This is a genomic window from Microcoleus sp. A2-C3 (assembly GCF_036706065.1).
Classification (GTDB): Bacteria; Cyanobacteriota; Cyanobacteriia; order Cyanobacteriales; family Microcoleaceae; genus Microcoleus.
The window spans coordinates 1-23325 of the sequence record NZ_JAUBVX010000070.1; the positions used below are offsets into that span (position 1 = coordinate 1).

Annotated in this window: 12 protein-coding genes; 5 read left to right on the top strand and 7 right to left on the bottom strand. The window is 44.8% G+C overall.

Annotated features, from left to right (window positions below; all coding sequences use genetic code 11):
* Nucleotides 1-288: 288 nt before the first annotated feature.
* The 3 genes from QUB66_RS26645 (at nucleotide 289) to QUB66_RS26655 (ending at nucleotide 4405) form a co-directional block, all read left to right on the top strand.
* Nucleotides 289-2238, top strand: coding sequence for a long-chain fatty acid--CoA ligase (locus tag QUB66_RS26645; protein WP_332970332.1), 1950 nt, complete (start codon nucleotides 289-291; stop codon nucleotides 2236-2238).
* A gap of 236 nt (nucleotides 2239-2474) precedes the next feature.
* Entirely contained in the window at nucleotides 2475-2915 is a 441-nt protein-coding gene (locus QUB66_RS26650) for a YlqD family protein (RefSeq protein WP_265236890.1), read from the top strand.
* A 179-nt stretch (nucleotides 2916-3094) separates the two neighbouring features.
* Nucleotides 3095-4405: a dihydrolipoamide acetyltransferase family protein gene (locus tag QUB66_RS26655; protein ID WP_332970333.1), complete on the top strand. Its 1311-nt coding sequence runs from the start codon at nucleotides 3095-3097 to the stop codon at nucleotides 4403-4405.
* A gap of 284 nt (nucleotides 4406-4689) precedes the next feature.
* Here QUB66_RS26655 and QUB66_RS26660 read toward each other — a convergent pair whose 3' ends face one another.
* From QUB66_RS26660 to QUB66_RS26670, 3 genes are all read right to left on the bottom strand, one after another.
* The gene (locus tag QUB66_RS26660; RefSeq protein ID WP_442923331.1) at nucleotides 4690-6120 is read right to left on the bottom strand and encodes a DUF3370 domain-containing protein; all 1431 of its coding nucleotides are present in this window, start codon (nucleotides 6118-6120) and stop codon (nucleotides 4690-4692) included.
* A 360-nt stretch (nucleotides 6121-6480) separates the two neighbouring features.
* Nucleotides 6481-11772 (bottom strand): AAA family ATPase, encoded by a 5292-nt coding sequence (locus tag QUB66_RS26665; protein WP_332970335.1) that lies wholly within the window; start codon nucleotides 11770-11772, stop codon nucleotides 6481-6483.
* 74 nt (nucleotides 11773-11846) lie between these two features.
* Complete coding sequence (locus QUB66_RS26670; protein ID WP_265236894.1) at nucleotides 11847-13823, bottom strand: carotenoid oxygenase family protein; 1977 nt, start codon at nucleotides 13821-13823, stop codon at nucleotides 11847-11849.
* Nucleotides 13824-14520: 697 nt separating this feature from the next.
* Here QUB66_RS26670 and surE point away from each other — a divergent pair.
* Both surE and QUB66_RS26680 read left to right on the top strand, forming a co-directional pair.
* Complete coding sequence (gene surE, locus QUB66_RS26675; protein WP_265236946.1) at nucleotides 14521-15198, top strand: 5'/3'-nucleotidase SurE; 678 nt, start codon at nucleotides 14521-14523, stop codon at nucleotides 15196-15198.
* Nucleotides 15199-16161: 963 nt separating this feature from the next.
* On the top strand, nucleotides 16162-17034 hold the full coding sequence (locus tag QUB66_RS26680) for a pentapeptide repeat-containing protein (protein WP_265236896.1): 873 nt from the start codon (nucleotides 16162-16164) through the stop codon (nucleotides 17032-17034).
* 125 nt (nucleotides 17035-17159) lie between these two features.
* On the opposite strand, the gene QUB66_RS26685 is transcribed toward QUB66_RS26680, so the two are convergent.
* The 4 genes from QUB66_RS26685 to QUB66_RS26700 all read right to left on the bottom strand — a co-directional run bounded on the left by QUB66_RS26685 (nucleotide 17160) and on the right by QUB66_RS26700 (nucleotide 23302).
* Complete coding sequence (locus QUB66_RS26685) at nucleotides 17160-18374, bottom strand: FAD-dependent oxidoreductase (RefSeq protein WP_332970336.1); 1215 nt, start codon at nucleotides 18372-18374, stop codon at nucleotides 17160-17162.
* Between the two features lie 438 nt (nucleotides 18375-18812).
* Entirely contained in the window at nucleotides 18813-20345 is a 1533-nt protein-coding gene (locus tag QUB66_RS26690; protein ID WP_265236900.1) for a phytoene desaturase family protein, read from the bottom strand.
* Between the two features lie 304 nt (nucleotides 20346-20649).
* Entirely contained in the window at nucleotides 20650-21135 is a 486-nt protein-coding gene (locus QUB66_RS26695) for a CRR6 family NdhI maturation factor (RefSeq protein WP_265236902.1), read from the bottom strand.
* Between the two features lie 220 nt (nucleotides 21136-21355).
* Entirely contained in the window at nucleotides 21356-23302 is a 1947-nt protein-coding gene (locus tag QUB66_RS26700) for a DUF3685 domain-containing protein (RefSeq protein WP_332970337.1), read from the bottom strand.
* Between the last annotated feature and the right edge of the window lie 23 nt (nucleotides 23303-23325).

Below are 23325 nucleotides of genomic sequence, written 5' to 3' on the forward strand. Positions count from 1 at the left end.
TTTTGAGTAACAGCTTGCCTGCTCTTCAAAGCCAGCTACTTTTAGCTGCGACTATTTTTTAGTCTAAACTACAGCAGATAATGCGATCGCACTAAAAGCAACTACTATCAACCTTGATAAATTAATCTGTTTCTGTGCAACTATAATTTTCATCTGATATCCCTAATTTTCTGAATAGACAACGGCAGGTTTACAAACTGTCACGACACTGCCAGATAGCTCTAAAATAACTGTGATATTAAACTTGTACCCAATAGCTTTATCGCCCAAAACTCACAAAAAATAACTATGAACCGCCCCACACCTGACAGTTCCTCTCAAATGAGCGATATTGAACGCGCCAACCTCAGCCGCACGATCGACTATAGTTCCATTCGATCGATACCAGAGATTTGGGCGATCGCCAAACAGCGATTTCCCCAAACCGTCGCCCTCCACGACCCCCACACCCAGCCAGAAATCAAACTCACCTACACCGACCTCTACCAACAAATCCAGCAATTCGCCCGCGGCTTGCAAGCCCTCGGCATCGAATCCAACCTCGAAGAAGCAATCCCTCCCCGCGTCGCCCTCTTCGCCGACAACAGCCCCCGCTGGCTGATAGCCGACCAAGGCATCATGACCGCCGGGGCCGCCAACGTCGTTCGAGGCGCCACCGCCGACTCCGAAGAACTCCTCTACATCATCCAAGACAGCGGCAGTACCGCCTTAATAGTCGAAAACCTGGCATTACTCAAAAAACTGCAAGCCCGCCTCCTCGACTTACCAGTCAAACTCATCGTCCTCCTCTCCGACGAAGAACCGGAAACCAACCAAACCCTCAACACAGTCAAATTTTCCGAAGTCATGGCCAGAGGGGCAAATAGCACCCTCAAACCCACCAACCACAACCCCCAAACCCTCGCCACTCTCCTCTACACCAGCGGTACCACCGGCAAACCCAAAGGCGTGATGCTGACCCACGGCAACTTGCTGCACCAAATCACCACCTTCGGGACAATTCTCCAGCCAGAAGCCGGCGATGGCGTTCTCAGCATCCTCCCCAGTTGGCACGCCTACGAACGCACGGTTGAATATTTCATGTTTTCCCAAGGATGCACCCAAATTTACACCAGCATTCGCTATTTCAAACAAGACTTTAAAACTTACAAACCCCAGTACATGGTCAGCGTTCCGCGCATCTGGGAATCGATTTATGAGGCAGTACAAAAGCAATTTAGGGAACAGCCGCCCAACAAACAAAAATTGGTTAATTTTCTGTTATCTACCAGCCAACAATACATAGAAGCGCGCCGCATTTCCCAAGGATTAACTCTCAGTTTAAAACCTGCTTCTGCTTCGGAAAAACTCATCGCCCGCATCAAAAGCATTCTGTTGTCGCCCGTCCACGCCCTTGCCGAAAAACTCGTTTACCAAAAAGTTCGGGAAGCTACGGGAGGACGTTTTAAGTGGGCAATTAGCGGCGGCGGTTCTTTGGCCGCGCATTTAGACAATTTCTTTGAAATCGCAAATATCGGTTTGTTAGTCGGGTATGGTTTAACTGAAACATCCCCAGTTTTGACTGTCCGCCGCCCTTGGCACAATCTTAAAGGTTCGGCGGGACAGCCGATCGCCCATACCGAGATTAAAATAGTAGATCCCGAAACCAGACAGCAACTGCCCACAGGCCAGCGCGGTTTAGTATTGGGTCGCGGGCCGCAAATCATGGCAGGATATTATCTTAATCCCGAAGCTACTGCTAAGGCGATCGACTCCGACGGCTGGTTTGACACTGGCGATTTAGGCTGGCTGACACCGGGAAACGACTTAGTTTTGACTGGGCGGGCCAAAGATACGATCGTCCTCAGCAACGGCGAAAACATCGAACCGCAGCCGATCGAAGATGCCTGCCTCCGCAGCCCCTACATCGACCAAATTATCGTAGTAGGCCAAGACCAAAAATCGATCGGCGCCTTAATTGTCCCCAATTCAGAAGCCCTACTCAAATGGGGCGAAACTCAGAGTCCGCCAATACAGGAAATTGACTGGAATAGCAAGACAATTCAAGACTTATTCCGCCAAGAGTTGAACCGGGAGGTGAAAAATCGCCCCGGATACCGCGCGGACGATCGCATTGGCCCGTTCCGGTTGATTCAGGAGCCGTTTTCGATGGAAAATGGAATGTTGACCCAGACCCTGAAAATTAAGCGCCCGGTTCTGACTGAACACTACCGCGATATGATTGACGGGATGTTTTGAAAATATTCGCAGGACTTGGGGAATGGAAAAGCAAAAATTATCCCAACACCCGAGTCGCGAGTCCCAGTCCTCAGTCCTCAGTCCTTAATCCTCAGTCCTGAGTCATTAGTCCTGAGTCATTAGTCCTCAGTCATGAGGAAATGTTTATCAACTAATGTTTATCAACTAATGACTAATGACTAATGATTAATGACTAACGACTAATTCCTAATTCCCAATTGACAAGCAACAAATTTATGGAAGCACAATTACTCTTGAAGCGATCGATTAACGTTAAAGTCGTCGTTACTCCCCGCTGGAAAGAAGAAGCTCAACAGCAACTACAAGCACAAATCAATCAAATAGATTCTCAGCTACAACAGCTAGAAATGCAAGGGCAGCGGATGGTTTCAGAAATCCAAAAGCAAAACCTGCAACCCCCCGGCCCGCAAGTAATGCAGCAAATAGAAAACATTCAAGTGCAGGTAAATCAAAGAAAGAGTGAACTGCTAGAACAGAAAAATCAAAACCTGCAACAGCTTCAGCAAGTGCAGGTGCTAGACCTCGAACAAGAAGTGAGTCAAGGTCAAATTGACGGCACGTTCACCGTTGGGCTGGGAGAAAACTTGATTCAAAAAATGCAAGTAGAAGTTCTGCTCCGCGATGGCATTGTCGAAGAAATTCGAGGTGATATTTAGAACTTAGAAATTGGTAATTGGTAATTGGTAATTGGTAATTGGTAGGTAATTTTGAGTTGATGGCCCCACATCTTCGGACTAGAGGCTGGCATAATAATAACTATTGCCGATCGCCGATCGCCAATTATCAATCGCCAAATACCGATCGCCAATTACCAAATCAAAAGGACTTTTAACAGATGATTCGCGAAGTTTTCATGCCAGCCCTGAGTTCTACCATGACAGAGGGCAAAATTGTTTCCTGGGTCAAATCCGCTGGAGACAAAGTAGAAAAGGGCGAAACCGTAGTCGTAGTTGAATCCGACAAAGCCGACATGGATGTCGAGTCTTTCTACGAAGGCTATCTAGCAATAATTATTGTACAAGCTGGCGAAGTTGCTCCGGTGGGAGCCGCGATCGCCCTGGTAGCAGAAACAGAAGCCGAAATTGCAGAAGCTCAGAAACAAGGAGCCGGCGCGCCAGCAGCCGCAGCCGCAGCCCCAGCAGCCCCAGCCCCTGTCGCAGCTACCGCATCAGCAGGTTTGCAGCAAAACGTCAGCCGCCAAAACGGCCGCAGCATTGTTTCTCCCCGTGCTCGCAAGTTAGCCAAAGAATTTAAAGTAGATTTGAATTCGATCAAAGGCAGCGGCCCCAACGGTCGCATTGTTGCAGAAGATGTGGAAGCAGCAGCAGGTAAAGCCCAACCCGCTCCGGTTCAGCAACCAGTCACAGTCCCCGCAACACCCGCAGCCGCAGCACCCGCAGCAGCGAAACCCGCAGCAGCGAAACCCGCAGCAGCGAAACCCGCACCCGCACCAGTCCCAGCAGTGGCGCTTTCCGGTAACAGAGTACCGATGAACGCGCTGCAAAATGCGGTAGTGCGCAATATGGAAGCAAGTTTGAGCGTGCCCTGTTTCCGCGTCGGCTATACAATTACTACTGACAATCTCGACAAACTCTACAAACAAATTAAGTCGAAAGGCGTCACGATGACGGCTATGCTGGCAAAAGCAGTAGCAGTAACTTTACAAAAACATCCTCTGCTGAATGCTTGTTATGTGGAGTCGGGAATTCAACACCGGGCTGATATTAATGTGGCGGTAGCGGTGGCGATGGATGGCGGCGGTTTGATTACGCCGGTGTTGCAAAATGCCGATCGCCTCGACATATATTCGCTCTCCCGTAGTTGGAAGGATTTAGTCGATCGCGCCCGCGCCAAACAGCTAAAACCTGACGAATACAGCACGGGAACTTTTACTCTTTCCAATTTGGGAATGTTTGGAGTAGATAAGTTTGACGCGATTTTACCACCGAATCAAGGCTCGATTTTGGCGATCGGCTCTTCCCGGCCGCAAGTGGTAGCCAACGAAGATGGTTTGATGGGAGTGAAGCGCCAAATGCAAGTAAATATTACCTGCGATCACCGGATTATTTACGGTGCTGACGCTGCATCTTTCTTGCAAGATTTAGCCAAATTGATTGAGACAAATCCTCAATCTTTGACACTTTAGTCAGTAGTCAGTAGTCAGTAGTCAGTAGTCATTAGTCATTAGTTATTAGTTATTAGTGAGGATTTTAGCGGTAGGGTGCGTCAGTTGTGAGATTGTGAGTAAAAGAGCAAAAATCTGATTATTCGCTCCGCACCCTACTTCTTGGTATCATTGCGCTCGCGAACGGGGACAGCACTCGAATATCATTCCGATATCAGCGGATTTGAGATCGCAACTAATAACCAATAACCAATGACAACTGTCAACTGTCAACTGACAACTATCAACTGTCAACTGTCAACTGACTAATTACTCGATCGCACAGTCAAGACTTGCGGCGGAGTCGCATCCGGCGGATACAAGAAATCCACCTGCACCAAACGGCGTTCCCCCGGCTTCATATTCACATTCACCAAAGGTTCCCCCTGCTGTCCGCGACGCTGCACGATGTGAATGTAGCGCGTCAAAGTTTTCCCCGTATCATCATTAAACATCACCCGCAGCGTACCTCGGAAAAATATCCGATTTTCCGGCGGATCGTAAAACATCAATCCACCCGATTTTGTATTTGATTTAATCGGTGTTTGCATTCTAATACTCACCGATTGAGACTCGCGAGATTTGTTATAAAGCGGAAAAGTTAAGTTGTATTGAATCCCGTAATTCCCGTGAGCAAAATAAGAAGTATCGGGATAACGAGCTAACATTTTAGCGCTTTGAACTTGGCCAGTGCCAAAAGTACCCGTATCAGTAGTGCTAAAAGCATAGGAAAATGACTCGCCGCGCTTAGGAATCGTTAAATAATCGGTTCTCGAATTGTCAGTAATTTTAGCTTTCCACTCAGAACCTTCAGCTACTCCAGCCACGCGCCCGTAAATTTTTTGCAGCGGATTTTTGTCTGGCGGAGTTGGTGCCAAATCTCTCGGCCCCGCTAAATCTTTGGTATTTAAAATATTTTCCCACTGTTCTAATGTCGGAGATTGTTCGAGTCCATTTTTAGTTTGAGGAGCAAACATGGCTAAACTAGCAACATAAACCGAATTGCTGCTCGACATTCGCATCAAAGTCGATCGCCCGTTGGAAGCAGGCGTAACATTCCCCACAGGTATCGGCAAATTCATCAGCATTCGGCTCTGCATGGCCGGTATCTCGATCTCCGCCGGCAAAATGCTTTGTCTGTATCCCCGCAGCACATCGCTCGTAATCCGGCTTCCAGGCCCCGCAAACACCGTGCCAAATCGATTTTCTAAATACGAAGGCAAATCGACAAACAACGCATCCGGGCGAGTTAAATAGGTAGCTCCTTGCAATACTTTTAAAGTAACAGGTTCCGAGTTGGGATTGTAGACAATTATTCCTTGAAATAAGGTGCCAGTTTCGCGGCGATTTTTAGCTTTGGCGATGTGGTGGGCGAAGATATCAAATCTGCCTTTGAAGGGAAAGTTTAAGTGTGCAGAAGGTACTTGTTTGCCTTCTTGTGGAAACGTGGAGAGCAAAATGCCTTCGGTTTGCACAACTTCCGGGCTGTTGCTGTTGAAAACGGGAATGTTGTCGAGTTTTCCCGGCAAAACCCGCACTTGCTGGGGCACCGTCACGGTGTTCAGCGGGGCGGTTGTCACAGGTGGTGGCACATCCCGTTCGTTTTCCGGTAGCGGGACTTCTGGCTGGATGATCAGTTCTTGGGCGGGACTTGTGGGGATTGCTTGAGCTAAGGGTAGAATTGGTAACAAAAACATAGCTGCGATCGCGTTTAACTGAACTTGCCGATTGTCTTGACAGAGCAATCGACACAAAACTTTACCACAACTAGGTTGCTATTTTTGGGGATTTTGGGATTTTAGGTGAATGTTTGCGGTAATTAGGGCGATCGACCAATTTATGAAGTTCTAGCCCCCCCTTAATAAGGGGGGGTTCTATGTAGCACTTATTTTGCAAAATGGTATTAGTTCTTCGACGGAAAAATGTGGTCCGATGACAAGACGCACGGGCCCATAACTGTGCGATCGCACTCTCGATCGACTACACCCCCACTATACCCAGGACGGTGCAACCGGACTTGATATGATTAATTACCAATTACCAATTACCAACTTGCGTTATTTCTGTTTTAGGACTACCAACGTAATGTCGTCAAAAACTTTCTGCTTGTCAATATGTTGCCGCACATCATCAATTACTGCTTGTCGAATTTCTTCAACCGTTTTGTGGCGATTTTCTTTCGCCACTTGGCACAATCTTTCTATGCCGTAATACACTCGATTTATATTTATAGCTTCGGTAATTCCATCTGTGTAAAGCACTACTATATCCCCTGGATTAAGATGCACTTGAACTTGGGAAACAAAACCAGAAATATCTTCCTCTAATCCCAGAGGAAAGCCGAGTTCCATTGTATCGATCAGTTCGATGTTACCATCAGTACGGACTACAATTATTTCTTCATGTTGACCGCTGATGGTGAGGTTACTATCTTGATAATCTAACAAAGCCAAGGTCATATTTTTAGACGAGTCAATGCGCTCGATATTGGCATAAAGGGTGCGGTTTAACACATCAAGAAACTTCACCGGATCGGTTTCGTTCATTTGTTGGAGAGTGCGGACGGCGGTTTGCGCCATAATCATTAATACGCCACTTTCTAAACCATGTCCCGTAACATCGCCGATGCTAATTTTTACCTGATCATTTTGGGTTAGCACGTCGTAGTAGTCGCCACCAACTTCATCGGCAGGCTGCATATATCCAGCAATTTCTAATCCTTTAATTTGATCTAGTTCTGATTGTTTGGGCAAGATCATTTGTTGCAGTCGTTTGGTAACTTCCAACTCAGCACTGAGGCGGATGTTTTCGGCTTTAAGTTTGTAGTTTAGGGCGGTAATTTCCTGGTTTGCTTCGGCGAGTTGGGCGGTGCGTTGTTGCACCTTTTCTTCTAAAGTTTGATAGAGGCGGGCATTTTCAATGGAGATCGCAGCTTGGGCGGAAATTATGTTGAGGACTTCTAGGCGATCGCGCGTAAAAGCCCCCGCTGTTAAATTATTTTCTAGGTATAAGATGCCTACCAATTTACCTTGGTTAATCAGGGGGCTACACAAGATAGATTTAGGTCGCTGCTGAATAATATACGGGTCAGATGCAAACCTGCTTTTATTCGTTGCATCATCGATCGCAAGAGTTTCTTGCGTGCGTGCTACATAATTAACCAGCGAGATAGGAATCTCTTGACTTTCAGTCGCTGACTTGGAGATTAATTGACATCGTTCACCCGTATATTGAGCTTCAATTTTCCACTTACCTGCTGGTTCAGGTATGAGGAAATAAAATTTTTCTGCTCCTGCGTTTTCCAGCAAGACTTGCATCAAATTCGAGAGCAATTCATCCAGATGAACTTTCCCTGAAAGCGCTTGGGAGGCTTTGATAATTGTTGATAAATCCAGCTCGTTTGCAGCACCTGAACTGGTAGAAGTGACAGTGGTTCTGGTCTGAACAATCATTTCGTCTCTTCCACTCGTCAGGCTCTTTTTCCTACCGACGATAGGTGCGAGTAATTCAGCATGGCGCTCTTCTAAATCTTTAACTTTTGCCTGCGCTCCCCAGCGAATATAAGCATAGTAAGCGTCAATTAAATAGGTACGCGCTACTTTCTGACGACCTAAAGTTAAATAAAATTCTGCTGCGAGTTCATTGGCGAGGGCTTCATCCTGCACATATCCATTTTCCTTGGCTCCATCAATCGCCCGGTCGTAATATTCCATTGCTGAGAGAGATTGCCCCAATACGCGGGCTTTTTCTGCTTCTACTAAGTCATACTTGTGTTGGTAATTCATTGGGCAATGGGAAGCCCGATATTTCATTTTTTCCTGATTTTCTTCTACTTGCTTTAAGTAATGTTGCTGCTTTGACTCGGTTTCCTGAAAATACTGAGCTAAAAGAGCCAAAGAATAGTAAAAAATATGTTCGGTAAAGCTAAAGTTAGCTTGGATAATTGTTGAATAATTGACTCCTGTAACACCATAATCTATAGCTCTTGCATAATCTTTAAATAAATAGCAAAGCATGGTTTTAGCAAAAAACACTCTAAACAAGGCAATTGTATTATTAATTTTTTGAAGATATGCAATTGTTTCTTTCTCATCTAATAAATCGCCAATTAATAGCAATTTATTGTGTGCTTGACCCATTAAATTTGCCACTAATTGACCGATAATTTTGATGAGATAAAGCTGATGTTCTTGGGAAAGATTAGCTGTTAAATCGCTATAGTGTTTTTGTTTCGCTTGCACACAATCCAGATGTTCTCCCTTGAAAAATAGATGCGAGCAGTAGTAATCAGCAGCATGACAAGCATATTCTATATCACCGACTTCTAAGCCGTTATTAATTGCTTGAAGCAAGGGTTCTATAGTGGTTGCCAAAGGCTTTTTTTGATGGTGAATACTGATAAAAATATTAACGAATACTTTAGATAAAAACTCTTTTGCATTTGACCGCTCCAATAACTGCAAAGATATTTGACTCAGTTGATAGGCAGAATCTATATCTGGTATTAGCCAAGATATGAGCGAACCATACATAGAATAAGCGTAAGTAGAAAGCAACGAATTTCCATACTGAATCGAGAGTTCAATCATAGTATATAGAATCGGTAGTGCCATTGCGCTCGATCCAAAACAAGCAGGAGGCCATATAAGAATTAAAATTTGCATTGCCGCTAGCTTGTAGGGAGCAGTCATTCTTGGCAGGTTAGTTAACTCTTCAAAATTTAAGTTTTGCGGAGCTGATTCAGCTAGGGATACTCCTAGTATTTCTAGAACTTGCAGTCCGGTATCTAACGCAGATTTAATCTGGTTTTTAGCAATTTCAAATCTAATTTTTAGATCGTATAATTTAACTTTTTCAAGGGTAGTTTTGGCGGTTTGCAGAGCGCGATCGCACAAGAGCCCAGCTCGTTCTAAATTGGCATTGAGATATTCGGCTTCGGCCGCTTCCAGATAAAAATTAAATGTCAGATCGTATCTACTTTCCCAGCTATCTTGACTCAGGAGTTCTATACCTACATTCAAATAATTAACAGCAGCTTCATACGCAGTCGCTGCTTTTGCTTTCTGTCCGGCGATCAGGTTTAATTCAGCTAACTCATCTTTTTGTGACTGATTAGTTAGCAAATCTGTGCCAAAATTCAGTTGGTTAACTAGAGCAAAAATATTTTCTTTTCGCTCTTGAGGCGTTGTATTATTCAGCAGCAGTTGACCAATTTTCAGGTGAGTGGATTTTTTCTCTGACTCTGGAATCAAAGAATAAGCTGCTTGCTGCACTCTGTCGTGCAAAAATTTGTAGTCAACTTTGATATCCCGTACAGATGCCAACTCTTCCTGGGCAAAGACTAGAGGAATTTTGTAATTTTCCGACAGTGGCAGAATCAAACCAGCTTGCATTGCCTCCCACAAATGAGCAGCAGTCGCTAAGTTAGATTCTTCATTGACAATTGATAAAACTTCTAAGTTAAATTGGTTGCCGATACAAGCCGCTAGTTTTAATGCTTTCTGCGTTGCTTCTGGGAGTTTACGAATATTTCTGGCAACCAGTTCAACAATATTGAAATCTGCGATGCCAATGGCTTGGATTTGTTGAATATTCCATTCCCAGCGGTCTGTATCTACTTGATAAACCAGCAGATTTTCCGAGTACAGGGTTTTGAGTAGCTGTGTCAAGAAAAATGGATTGCCTTGGGTTTTATTAAAAAGTAATTCAGAAAAAACTTTAATTTTGTCTGACTTTACGCTGGCATCGAGAGTGTCGGCGATTAATTGGTTGACGCTATCCAAAGCCAGCGCCTGAATGGTGATATTATTCACCACCGTTTCATTTTCTTGAATTTTTTCTATTGTCTGAATTAAAGGATGCACGGGACTGACTTCGTTATCTCGATAAGCTCCAATCGTTAACAAATATTTGTTATCTGGATCGGTTGCCAAAAGTTGGATTAACTTTAGAGATGCCGAATCTGCCCACTGCAAATCGTCTAGGAATATGACTAGCGGGTGTTCTGGTTGACAAAAAACTCGAATAAATTGTTGAAATACCCGATTAAATCTGTTTTGTGATTCCGATGACCCCAGTTGAGGAACTTCAGGCTGTTTACCGATAATTAGTTCGACTTCGGGGATAACATCAATAATAACTTGACCGTTCGTACCTAGCGCTTGTAATAAGTTTTCTTTCCAAACAGCAATCAGTTCGGAACTTTCGGTTAATAGCTGACGAGCTAATTCTTGAAATGCTTGGATTAAAGCTGCATAGGGAATATTGCGCTTAAATTGGTCAAACTTACCCGCAATAAAATACCCCCTCGCTGCTACAATTGGTTTATGAACTTCATTGACAATTGAAGTTTTACCAATCCCGGAATAACCGGAAACTAACATCATCTCGGTGGCACCGAGGCTGACTCGCCCAAAGGCCTCTAGAAGGGTTTGGACTTCGGTTTCTCTGCCATAAAGCTTCTGGGGAATGAGTAATTGGTTGCCGCGATCGCGTTGACCGATGGGAAAGTTTTCAATCTTTCCAGTTGTCTGCAATTGCTGCAAACAAGTTTCCAGGTCAAATTTTAATCCCGCCGCACTTTGATATCGGTCTTCCGCATTTTTTGCTAACAGTTTTATCACAATATCTGAAACCGCTTGGGGAATTTCTGCTACCTCTTTGGGTGGGACTGGTTGTTTGGCAATATGACAGTAAACCAACTCCATCGGATCGGTGGTAGTAAATGGCAACTGGTTGGTCAGCATTTCATAGAAAGTCACTCCCAAAGAATAGAAGTCGGTGCGATAGTCAATGGCTCGATTCATCCTCCCCGTTTGTTCGGGTGACATATAAGCGAGAGTCCCTTCTAGCAAGTTGGGATTGCTAATGCTTTGGTTTTTCAATTCCAAGCGCGATGAAATACTAAAGTCAGTCAGTTTTACTTTTCCGGTCGCTGGATTGATAATGATATTTGAGGGCTTAATGTCTTTGTGAATGATCGGTACTTGATGGAGATAGCTCAAAGTTTCGGATAGAGCGATCGCGCCTCTTATAAAATCGGTTATTGACAGTTTATTAGCCGCTATAAAATTAGCAAGTGATTGACCGCCAAAATCTTCTAATATCAGAGCATAACTATTTTGATAGTTGTTTAAACTGTATGTTTTGACAAGCCCTTCACAATCTAAATTTTGAGTAATTATAAACTCTTGCCTTAAATTTGTGATTTGTTCTAGGGTAGGATGTTCATCTTTTATGATTTTAACAATAACAGGTTGTCTATCTCGATTTCTTATACCTCGATAAACAACGGTTCTTATGCCGTCGTAAATCTTTTCTCTAATTTCGTAGGCTGAAATGGCGATCATTATTTTTACCTTTTCTTTTAAGAAACTATTATATATCCAGCCAGATTCATGGAGAATCTGGCTGGATCAAATTTTTACTCTCTTTCAAAGCGAGAGTACAACTCTTTAGCAAACAAATCCTGAATCTCTTTATCGAGTTCTGGAGGAGATTGGAAGTTCTTTGCTAAGTCCTCGTAATCTTCCTTCAGCGAGATTTTGTATTCAGATAAACGAGATCCTATTTGTTGTAACCAAGCTGTGTGTAATGTAAATGCAAAGTTGAGCGATTCATGGTAAAGCTTGCATATTGCTCCCTGCCTTAAAGCATCTGCCTTGAAAATCCAGATTTCATTTCTTTCGGGTGTGAAAACGTTACAAGTAATATAACCATCTGTTGAACTCCCTTGGTTACCACGGCGCGGCATAAACTGTGGCGAACTCACCATATAGCCAGGAGGAAACGGGTACTGATCGGCAATTTCCATCGAGCATGTTTGCAGTCGGAACAAACAAGGTGGTATACCCTGTTCAGCAAGGCTTAACAGGTTTGATTGTGGCACTTGCTGGTACTTATAGTCTTTGAAGAGGTCGCACATGAACTGGGTCATCAGATTTTTCCAGAGTCCAAAAGAACTCCAGTAAATATTATCTAACTTTCCGGGAGTCATACCCGACGAAGGGAGTCTATCAAGATAGGTGTATAACGATGGCCCCCAGGTGTACCTTCGATCTGAAATAACTTTTGATTCAACGGGTGCTTCCTCCTGGCTTTTGCCGTCAATTACATAGCGTCCCAGGCGGCTAATATCCATCAGATTGAGTTCCATCCCAGGCCAAGGAGAAGACACGGGATCGTGGGGTGGATAGGCAGAAAGGTCATACGTGCGGAGCCATTCAGCAACATCCCAAGCACAAATATGAGAAATGTGAAGCGTAATTTTGTCGTCAGGATTGTCATAGTCCACCAGAAAGTGGGAAGCTTCGAGGGGAACTACCACTTTCCGCACGACAACTTTAACTTCCGGTTCATTCATGGCCGGGCGTTGTCCCTTTGCCAGGTCACTACGGCTCACAATATAGATGATTGAATCGGGTGATGGCGGACTTTCCAGCAACTGTCTGAGAATTCTTTCTCGCTCCTTGTGGTCTGGAAAAGGATTGTTGAGTATTTGTTCGATTCCAGTACTAAAGGATGTATCCATCAAAACAACATAATCTTTGGTTACTCCAATCTGATGAATAGTTTGCTTGATGCTGACTGGCGAACCATCGGGGTTGACAAGCGTCCATCGCTCTAAAGGATTTATGCCATCCCAACGAATCAGATAGACGAAATCTTCTAAACCTTTAAATCGTTCCCAAAGTTGACGGACTTCTGGAAAAAGTTTGTCTACTGCCTCAAGGGAAGGAATGGTATCAATAAAATTTTCTAACGATCTGCCGTAATTGACCGCAAACATTTCGTGGGTGTAGGTATCAAAGGCAGGATGTGCGGTACTAAAAATGGGTGGAAAGAGATAGGGCAGATTAATTTCAGGGCGCCACTCTTTATTTGACCCAACTGGAGTAATCACCTCAAGGGTATGTGTATTAATTTCATAAGGACGACCCGCGTCATAAGTTACTAGCAGTCGCTCAGATTCGTCTTGAGAGAATTTTACCGGCAGAAACGCTGTATTTAACTCGTTGCGAGCGCCCAGAAGTAAGGAAAACCTTAAGATGCCATGATTGCGAAATCCCAACTGGGTACCCTTAGTTGCCTCGTCAAAATAGTAATCTAGCGGCTTGGCAATCTGTGTCTTCACAGTTACTTTACCTTTTTGATTGAAATCAAGTCGGTAAACCATGCCGTCGCCATTTAAGAATGAGTCTCCGTCTTTAAAGGGAAGACCGCCTGATTCCACGGTACCCACTGGCCCAACGAAAAAGATGTGACCCTGTAAGTCGTCTGGTAAGTGGCCTTCAAAAATCTCCAGTTCAACATTGTCGAGTTCTTCCCGACTTGCGGTCATAATCGACTGAGGAACTGGGGGACAGCTTGCTTTGGTATTGCTCTGAGTTGGTTCACTCATGTGATTCTCCGGGGTGAGATGTAATAATGGTAACAGTGTAGATAAGTATTTGATTTATGAATGGGAAATGAGGACTGTAACTTAGATACTATCTTGGATAAAGATTTGGGCGTTGCTGATTTACGGTATGAAAGGCTAAATATGCAATTCATAAAAACCAGCGTCTACAAAGCTTCTGGATTTTTCAATTATTTATTTCATACCGTAAATAAGCAACGCCAGATTTGATATCTATTCTCCCCTCCCCTGCGTCAAAGCGCAATTGGAATCGACATTAACTTATTATCGGCTCTCTCGTACTTATGGTGATAACGTAAGCTAATAATTTAGCACGATCGACGGTTTCAACATTCAGCTTTTAGATACTAAGTATCATGGGCTACTTTTAACACCAAGCATCGGGGAGAGCGGAGGAAAAAATTATGTGATTAGATGTTGGTATCGACACTGATGTCATGAATGCTGCACTGGGGCAAGCGTAACAAGTCGCTTTAACTGACACATCAAGGTGCGACTGGGCTAAAATGTGGCGCGCCACATTTCTGGGGCAACTGTTCAATTAATGCCATGATATAAATGTGTGGCAATGCTCATACTGACGATCGCCACCAACCAACAACCAGTTTGGGCTAGAGCTACCAGAAAGTTGCCAGCCTCTGCGCTCTCAAATCGGTTCTATAAAACCGACACATTTTTAATGACGATAATTTTAACCAACGACGACGGCATCGACGCTCCGGGGATTCAGGCACTTTTGCAGGCTGTAGAAGGCAAAACAATTATGGTGGCTCCGCAGGGGCAATTGTCGGGCTGCGGGCATCAAGTGACGGCTCACAGTCCGATTCATGTCGATCGGCGATCGGAATTTGAGTATGCTGTAGGGGGAACACCAGCCGATTGCGTGCGAATCGCTCTTCATCACGTTTGTGCGAAGCCGGATTTGGTGCTTTCGGGTATTAACGCGGGTGGCAATTTGGGGGTTGACGTGTACATTTCCGGTACGGTTGCGGCTGTGCGGGAAGCAGCTATGCACGGTATTCCGGGCATCGCAATTTCCCATAGAATTAAAAGGCCGCTCGAAATAGACTGGGATGTCGCGACTCGCTGGACATCGCGGGTGTTGGCGGATTTGCTCAATCGGGAATCGAAGCCTGGGTGTTTCTGGAATGTGAATTTGCCACATTTAGCGCCGGGAAGTGCGGAACCGGAAATTGTGTTTTGCAAGCCTTCGACTGAGCCGCTGCCGGTTGAGTACAAAATGGAGGGAGAATATTTTTATTATGTCGGAGAATATGGGAATCGCGATCGGGCGGCGGGAACTGATGTTGATGTCTGTTTTGGCGGTAATATTGCTGTGACTGAGATATCGCTATGATGGGATTGGGTAACTACATTTTTTGGGCAAAAAAGCGGAACTAGGCGTAAAAATCGAGGGACTAAATTTTGAGGATGCAACGCAATTGCTATTTTTGCCCAAAAGTCATGACTTGTAGCGAACCGTAATTATACAATCATCATGGCGAACTGCCTTAAGTCGCAATTAACCTCAACTGTTATTAGGAATTGAAACTGAAACCTAATTTGCTAAGGCTTTCGCTATCTACTTGCGGTTGTCTGTGCCATAATTTTTGTTGTCATCCTTCGGCTTAGCCACACCGTCAGGTTGTTTCTTGGGCTTTTTGACTTCTTTGTTGCTTTTTCTTTCTTTTGACATGATGATTCCTCAATTTTCACTCAGCATAACATAGATTGAAACATCTGCCTAACCGCAAGTAGAGCGGGTTGCCTCAAACGAATTTTAGATTGTATCCGGTCAATTACCCTTAAGAAAATGTGCTCGCAGCATCGGACTTCAGTCCTCTGAAAATGCTGAGGACTAAAGTCCTCACTACAAACCTATTTTACTGCTGTTTTTTCAGCGGACACGATCTTACTCGCTGTTAGTTTTTTATAATCTGTGGTAGATTATCAACTAGGTTTTGAACACAGAGCATCTACCGCTAGGAATATCCATAAATTCCTCATCGGTAAAATATGTGAAATTACTTTTAACCGGACTGTTTTGAGGTCCCAGTCTGAAATTCTTGATTTACCCGAAAGCCTATAGTGTGCCTCGGCAAGCGTTGCCTTCGTACCGCTCCCCCCTGAAACCCTTATTCTACGGTTGACAGTCAAAAACTGTCCGAAGTGTTGCACAAAGAACAAAGTATATTGAAAAATATAAAGTTAATTTTAAGCTTTGTTCAAAGTGCGATCGCGCCAGCTTCGTTAGATATAAAATATTTATCAAGAGCTAAGAATTTCTAGATAAATTTTCGCTATTAGGAATCTAACCGCTATGGACGTAACCGAGCTACTCAAAGACTACGAAAATGGCAACAGAGACTTTGCAGGGGCCGAGCTGAGCGGAGCCGACCTCAGCGGAGCCATCTTGGACGGAGTAAACCTTTCGAGGGCTAACCTGTCGGGAGTTAATCTGAGTCGAGCCCATCTCACCAAAGCAGAACTCAACGGCGCAAACCTTTGCAGGGCAAATCTGAGTTTTGCCAAAATGGGCCAAGTCAGATTAGCCGATGCAGAACTCACGAAAGCCAATCTCAGCGGAGCTTTCCTCGTCAAAGCAAAACTTCCCAGGGCAAAGTTGAGTGGCGCCCAACTCATCGGTAGTAACCTGCGGAGCGCCATCCTCTGGAACGCCAATTTATGTACGGCTAACCTCCAATTCGCCAACCTGCGGGGCGCGAACCTCACGGGAGCCAACCTCAACTGGGCTAACTGCGGAGGGGCCAAACTTAGCGGTGCAAAGCTCTTTGCCACTGAACTAACAGGCATCAATCTCAGGAAAGCTTACATCAATGGTATCGACCTCAGCAGGACGGATCTCAATGGCGTCAACCTCAGCGAATCCAAACTGAACGGGGTCAATTTGGAAAGCTCGAACTTGGTAGCAGCCAATCTCAGCGGTGCTCAGTTGCGTGGTGTCAAGTTGATGGGAGCAGATTTAACCAGGGCAAATCTGGTGGGAGTTTCTTTGGTGCAGGCAAATCTCGATTGGGCTAGGCTGTGTTATGCCGACTTGAGCGAAGCCGACTTGAGTGGCGTAACATTCATCGGAGCTAACTTTGAGGGTACTGTGTTAGCCGGATCAACAAAGGGTGCACCTGTGAGCTATGGTGTCTACCTAACAGTGGCGGATATTGTCGCAGTTTAGTAAACGGCAAAAATCACTCTCGCATTGGTTTAACTTTTGATACAGACATCATTACTTTTGTGAGAGTGCTGCACAGACAAGCAATTTACCGCTATTTTCCAGAGTTTTTAGCATCACCATTGAGCTTACCCGATTAATTTCGCGACTCGCAAAGCAGAGGTAATCGCTCCTTCGTGCAAACCATCTCCCAAATAAGCTCCTGCATGATAAGTGTTGTTCTCGCCGTTAGTCTCGATAACTTCGTCTCGGTATCGAAAAGACTCGACAGTATACAGCGGCGTGTGATGTTTTTGGATGTGAATAATTTGGTTTTTGGCGATCGCCTCATCAAGTCGAAATGCTAAACTATACTCTCGCGGTGACGAAATGCCACAAAGCTGATTCAAGCTCGCATTATAGCCCCATCCCTTGTCCGTCTCGAAAAAATCAAATTCTGATAACTTGCGGATACCATAGCGATCGTACATCGAAGTATCCGAATGTAGCACCGTCGTGGCATAATTGGGTTTCCACGCCGAAAACCGCTTCGTTTCCGCATCCGTCGGGTCAGCCAACAGCCTCATCACTTGGTCTGGTGGCATCGCAAAAACCACCTTATCAAACTCCTGAATCTCCCCATCTGAAAGCACAATTTTTACAGCATCAGCACTTCTAAAAATATTGGCAATCTCCACATTCAGCCGTATATCACCCTTAAATTGCCCCAGAATCTTTTCAATGTAAGAATACACCCCGCCTTTAATCCTCACCCAACTAACCGAGGCATAGGCGCGTAGCATCGGCATCGCCAATTCTGCCGGAAAATTGTCGAGCAATTCAAACGGTATCGAGTAGCTGTACATCGTCAGCAACTTCAGCCAATCATTGCGGACGCACGACCTTTTCAAACTCTGAGAAAGCGGCATATCATAGAAATCGTGTTGTTTAGCAAACCGCATTTTTAAAATAAATCCAGCCGAACGAGCGTAGAGACTATCGAGCCGCAAATACTCACTCAGGCGTTGGATACCGGTGAAATTCTTTTCAATAGATACTCGCGACAAAAAGTGTTCGCCATCTTTAAAAAACAGCGCTGAACCAATCTGCACAGGTTCTAATTCAACGCCTAACTCCTGCATAAAAGCAACGAAATTGTAAAACACAGTGGGAAATTCCAGCACCCCATTTTCTAATATTTCATTGCACTCAGATTGATTGGGTTCAACATTTTTGTTGAGCGTCCGAATGTGTCCGCCTAAAATCGGCTCTCTTTCCAACACAGTGACGTGATGCCCCTGTTTATCGAGCCAGTAGGCTGTCGCCATACCGCTAGCTCCGCCCCCAACAATTACAATTTTCATAGTTTACTCCTAATTTATAGGTTGGATCGCTATTAATTGAATGCTTGTATTCCGGGTAGGAAACGGCACCGCTCGGAGGTGTCAATTTAACCAGAAAAACCTTTTTATCTCTCGTTTGTAGCGGAGTCTCGATCCCCCTAAATCCCCCTTAAAAAGGGGGACTTGAAGAAAAACTTTTGTATTTCTCGTTGATCGCCGAGACCAGATCCCCCTAAATCCCCCTTAAAAAGGGGGACTTTGATAACTTCTTGTCCCCCCCTTCTTAAGGGGGGCTAGGGGGGATCTGGACCTCAGCATCAAACAGTAGATCCATGCTATATTTGATGCTAAGCTGACACAAATAGGCATTGCCGTCTCCTCATAGATATCAGACTATTTTCGATCGCCCAAAGCCTCAACCCAACCTCCGAAATATCGCTGTTATTTAATTGTGATTCCTCACCCTAAAATCGCATCGCCGGATAAACGCTGATAAAGCAGCGCCCCCGTCCAAAATGTCGGCGCAAAGCCTGGATAGCCCGAAGAAGCGTTGCAGAAATAGAAATTGTTGAGGGATGTTTCGTGATTTAGCCGATCGACCCCCATGTTTTTCGGCGTCAGGATAGAACCGTAGGAATTGCCATTAGGGCACCAGCAGAAGCGCTCGTTAGTGGTAGGACTTCCGGTAATATGAAAAACCATGTGTTTGCGAAAATCTGGAACATAGTGTTTTTCAACTACGTCTAAAATTGAGTCTAAAATCTCTTGTTTCTTCTGCCTGTAAGCTTTTTTATCGCTCTCCCAAAGTTGCTTAAAATAACCGTAATTAGCAACAGTCAGAAATTCCACAATTTGACAATCTTCTGGACAATCCCGCCGCGCTTCTGTCAAAAAAGTCGGCGTGGTAATCGCAAAACTCGGACGAGAGAAATCATTTTTATCGTACATTTGAGCAAAAGCTTCATTCAGATCCAAATGTTCGGAATGAAACGTATTCCACTTGCCAAATCCATAGTCTCGGAGATCGATATCTTTGACAACACAGTACACCATATAGTTAGATGCCGAATACTCATAGTTGAGTTTCCGCCGCACTGTTTTAGAGAACTGTTCCTCTCCAATCATCTTGGCCGCTCTTTTGGGGTCAAGGTTGCAAATCACCGTGTCGCCCGTGAATTCATGGGTTTGATGCGTGGTCAAATCCATCGCTTCAACTCCCGTGACAGTTTTATCTGTCAGCCTGAAATTTGTGACTTCATGGTTTAGTAGAACTTTCCCGCCGTTAGATTCAATGACTTTAACTAAAGAATTTATGACATTTTCAAAATGCTGCGTCGGGTAAAATGCACCTTCTTGATAGCCTCGAAACAAAGCAATCCAAGCATAGAAAGAAAGCTGGTTTGGAGGTAGCAAAAAGTCCGGCCATTGCAGGGCTAATAGAGTTTGGGCGGCTTGCGGGAGTTGGAACTTGTCGAAAACGTCTTGAAGTGTACTATTGAGGTGTTGGATGGCGCAGAATACGTCACCGAAATTTTTGATTAATTCAATTGGCTTGACGGGAGGAGCGAGTTTTCTGAGTCCCGCGCCGGTTTGCTCAACTTCGTTGACAAATTTGCGAATTCTCTCGCTGGCTTCGGGAAACAGCGCCGACAATCTGCGGATTAGTTCTTCTGGTTCTGAGGGAATATCTAGCGCGTACCCAGGCATTCTCATGTGGTCGTAGCCATTCGGATCGTACCGCTCAAAGGTGACATCGCGATCCAGACCGAGTTTTTTGAGGACTCGATTGACTGTATGTCCTTCGCCACAGTCCCAAACGTAGTGAAATTGAGCATTAAACGTGTATTTTTTGGCCATCGTAAAGGTGTGGCCAAAGCCTCCGGGGTGCTCGTGAGCTTCGAGGATGTGTACGATTTTGCCGGAATTGGCCATCAAGGCTCCGAAAACCAGTGCTGATAAACCACTGCCGACGATGAGGTAATCTGTTTTCATGGGACATTTCCTCGATCGATCGAATCGGGCGATCGGTGTCTATCTAAACTAACTCTAAATTCTGAGGAAAGTGTGAAGTCAACCAACAGCATTGCTGGGCAAGCTGGTCAAAGCATTGTATTAAAGCCGTTTTGCGGTTACTATTAAGATTAATTAAGCTTTCCCGATCTAACTTATAGCTTGTGGAGCGAGTCTTAAAGCCTGCCCCACAATTGAAAAAATCCGGTTTATACCTGGTAAGATAATTCTTAAGATAGAGATTAGTATACCTAATTAGGAGGATGTTAATTAGAGGTGCTAGGTATTATTGATGCGGGACGATCACATCAAAAAAAGCATCATCCAAATCATAACCAAACATCTGCGACATCGCCATCAACTTCGATTTACTGGGAATTCCCTGCTGGTTCAACCAATCAGTCAGCACAAAAATTTTGCTCATCAAAAACATTTCTAAAGCTTCAGGATTGTACTGAATGCCTTGGGTGCGGTGAAACTGGTGCGGCACCAACATCGCCGCATAGCGCGCCAATTCTCCCGCTTTCCAATCTAGCAAAAACGGCAGCCACGGATAGCAAGCATCCAAGCGAATAAACCACAGCCGCACTTCGGGAATTTCGGATATTTCTCGCGGATCTAATTCTTCGCGCGGATACTCAATTTCAAATTGTACCTGTTGTTCGTTTTGGGCGATCGCCCCAGCCGCCAGCCACTGTTCAATCACAGTCCGCACTGGAGACAAATCTAAGCTGTTTATGCGATCGGCATCGATCGCAATCATAATACTCATAAAAATTTAACCTTATATAATTAAGTCATTATCTATAATACCACCAATCACCAATTAGCAATTACCAATTATCTGAAATTCGAGTGATTCATCTCAATCCGTTCAATCCCGTACATTCCCCTATTCATTCTTCCTTCCTTCTTGCTTCGCTCAACTGTCAACTGTCAACTGTCAACTCTGCCTTTTTGATTCTTGCTTCTGTCAACTGTCAACTGTCAACTCACCCATTTTTACCAAACTTGCTATCCTGCAAAGAATTACCAATTCCCTGAATAATTCCCCGCCCGATCAAACCAATTCCCCGCCCTATTACCTGAGTCAAAACGTAAACAACAGCAGCACCCAACAGCGAAATCACCGCGCGGACCCTAGGTGCGATCGCATCCCTAGCTTCCAGCAGCAAAGTCAAAGCCAACTGCCACCCAGTAAGCTGTGCTAACTCTAGATTTCTCGGAGCATAAATAGAAATTCTCTTAATTCCCGAATCGCCCAAAACAAACAGCAAAAACCTGCTTTCAAAAATAGCTTTCGGTTCCACAAAATAGCTATTCCATCGATATCTCCACGATACATTATTCCGAAACCGCTCAATTTCCCGTGTCGAAATCAACTTGCTATCGTAAAAAATTTGCTTGATTTCCTCAATATTTGCAAAATTGTTTAGCAGAGGCTGTACCACTCCGCTAGCAATTTGAATTGCCAAATTTTCTAACAAAGCTTCAGCTCGCTGCATCGCTTGCGGGCTGCCAGCCAGAGAAGAAATATTATCAACTGTTAGCGGAATTTCAAATAGCAAATGTGCAAAAAAATCAACAGTCATCGGGATTTTGTCAAGGATTTCGGCTGCAACTGCATCAGCATTGGCCAGCAGCACCGGCACCACTTCTACGCTGCTGCTAGCCAATAGATCAGCAGCGCTTCCCCCTTGACTTTCTGGCAGTTTTAAGCTTGTTTTACTGCCGTCTAAAACCCAATTTTCTCCCGTTTGCAGCGTATAGTATCTGCCAAAAAAATCTATGATTGTCGCCTCCCACAAATCCCGCAAAATAGCAGGCATTTTTTCGGACAATTGAGTTTGCTGGACTTGCGAAAAGCGTAATTCTTCCAGCAAATCCTCTAACTTCCGCAGGATGGAGCTAATCAATTCGCGCTTTTTGGTCGATCGCAAAATATCGATTTCCAAAGGCACACCAGTCAAGTTGACCAAATCCAACTGCAATTTAGCAGCCACCGAATCAAACAAACTTCCTTGCCAATCACTCGCAACCGCCAAAGCTTCACCCGAAACTGCGGAATTCGCGACTTGCAACTGAGAATTATTCAACAAACTCTCTCGTCTTCCTTCTGCCTCTTCCTTCTGCCTTCCTTCTGCCTTCCTTATTCCTTCTTCCTTCTTCCTTCTTCCTTCTTCCTTCTCCCCTCTTCCATCAAACAATAACTGACTAACAATCCAACGAGCTGCCAGCAATTCTCGGCGGTGTCCATTGACTACAATCCCATCTAAAGTAGTGGATAAATCTGTCGAATTTGCGGTTTTCATCTGTTCCAAATCAGCTTGAACAACCGCCAAAGCTGCATCGATTTGCTGCAATCCAGGCACACAAAAATAAGCCAGGATTTTTCGTACTGGCCGATCAACTATCAAATTCTTTGAGTTTTCTTCGGGATTGGCTGGGGAGTTTTTTATGATTGGAACTACCGCTGAATTTAGTTTTAATTCCGAGTTTTCTAGCGCATCAGTCGGCCAATAAGTGCCGCCGGATGCTACCACGCGAATAGCTTCTATTGTCTGGGAAACATCTCTATTTTTAGGACAATAACCCTTTGCGCCCGCAGCTTGTAACTGCGTTAGCAGATCCGGTGTGAGCGGCCCGCCTAGCAGTAACAGCGGAAGGTTGGGGTACAAAGTTTTGAGTTGGCGACAAACTGCCAGCGCTTCGATTTGACCCGATCGCAAACTTAACACTTCAACAGCCAAAATTACCAAATCTGCGGGCTTATTGGCTGCTCCAGACCCCAGCGAGCGAGTTTCCAGAACCCGCAACGCCTCGGTACCCGTGGCAACATCTGCGACAACTTCCAAGTCTGGATAATCCTCGCAGGATACTCGCAGCCCCAGCCGAAAAATGGGGTCGCTATCGATCGACAGCAGTTGCAAATTACTCACTCGATTTTAGATGTTAGAGGTCG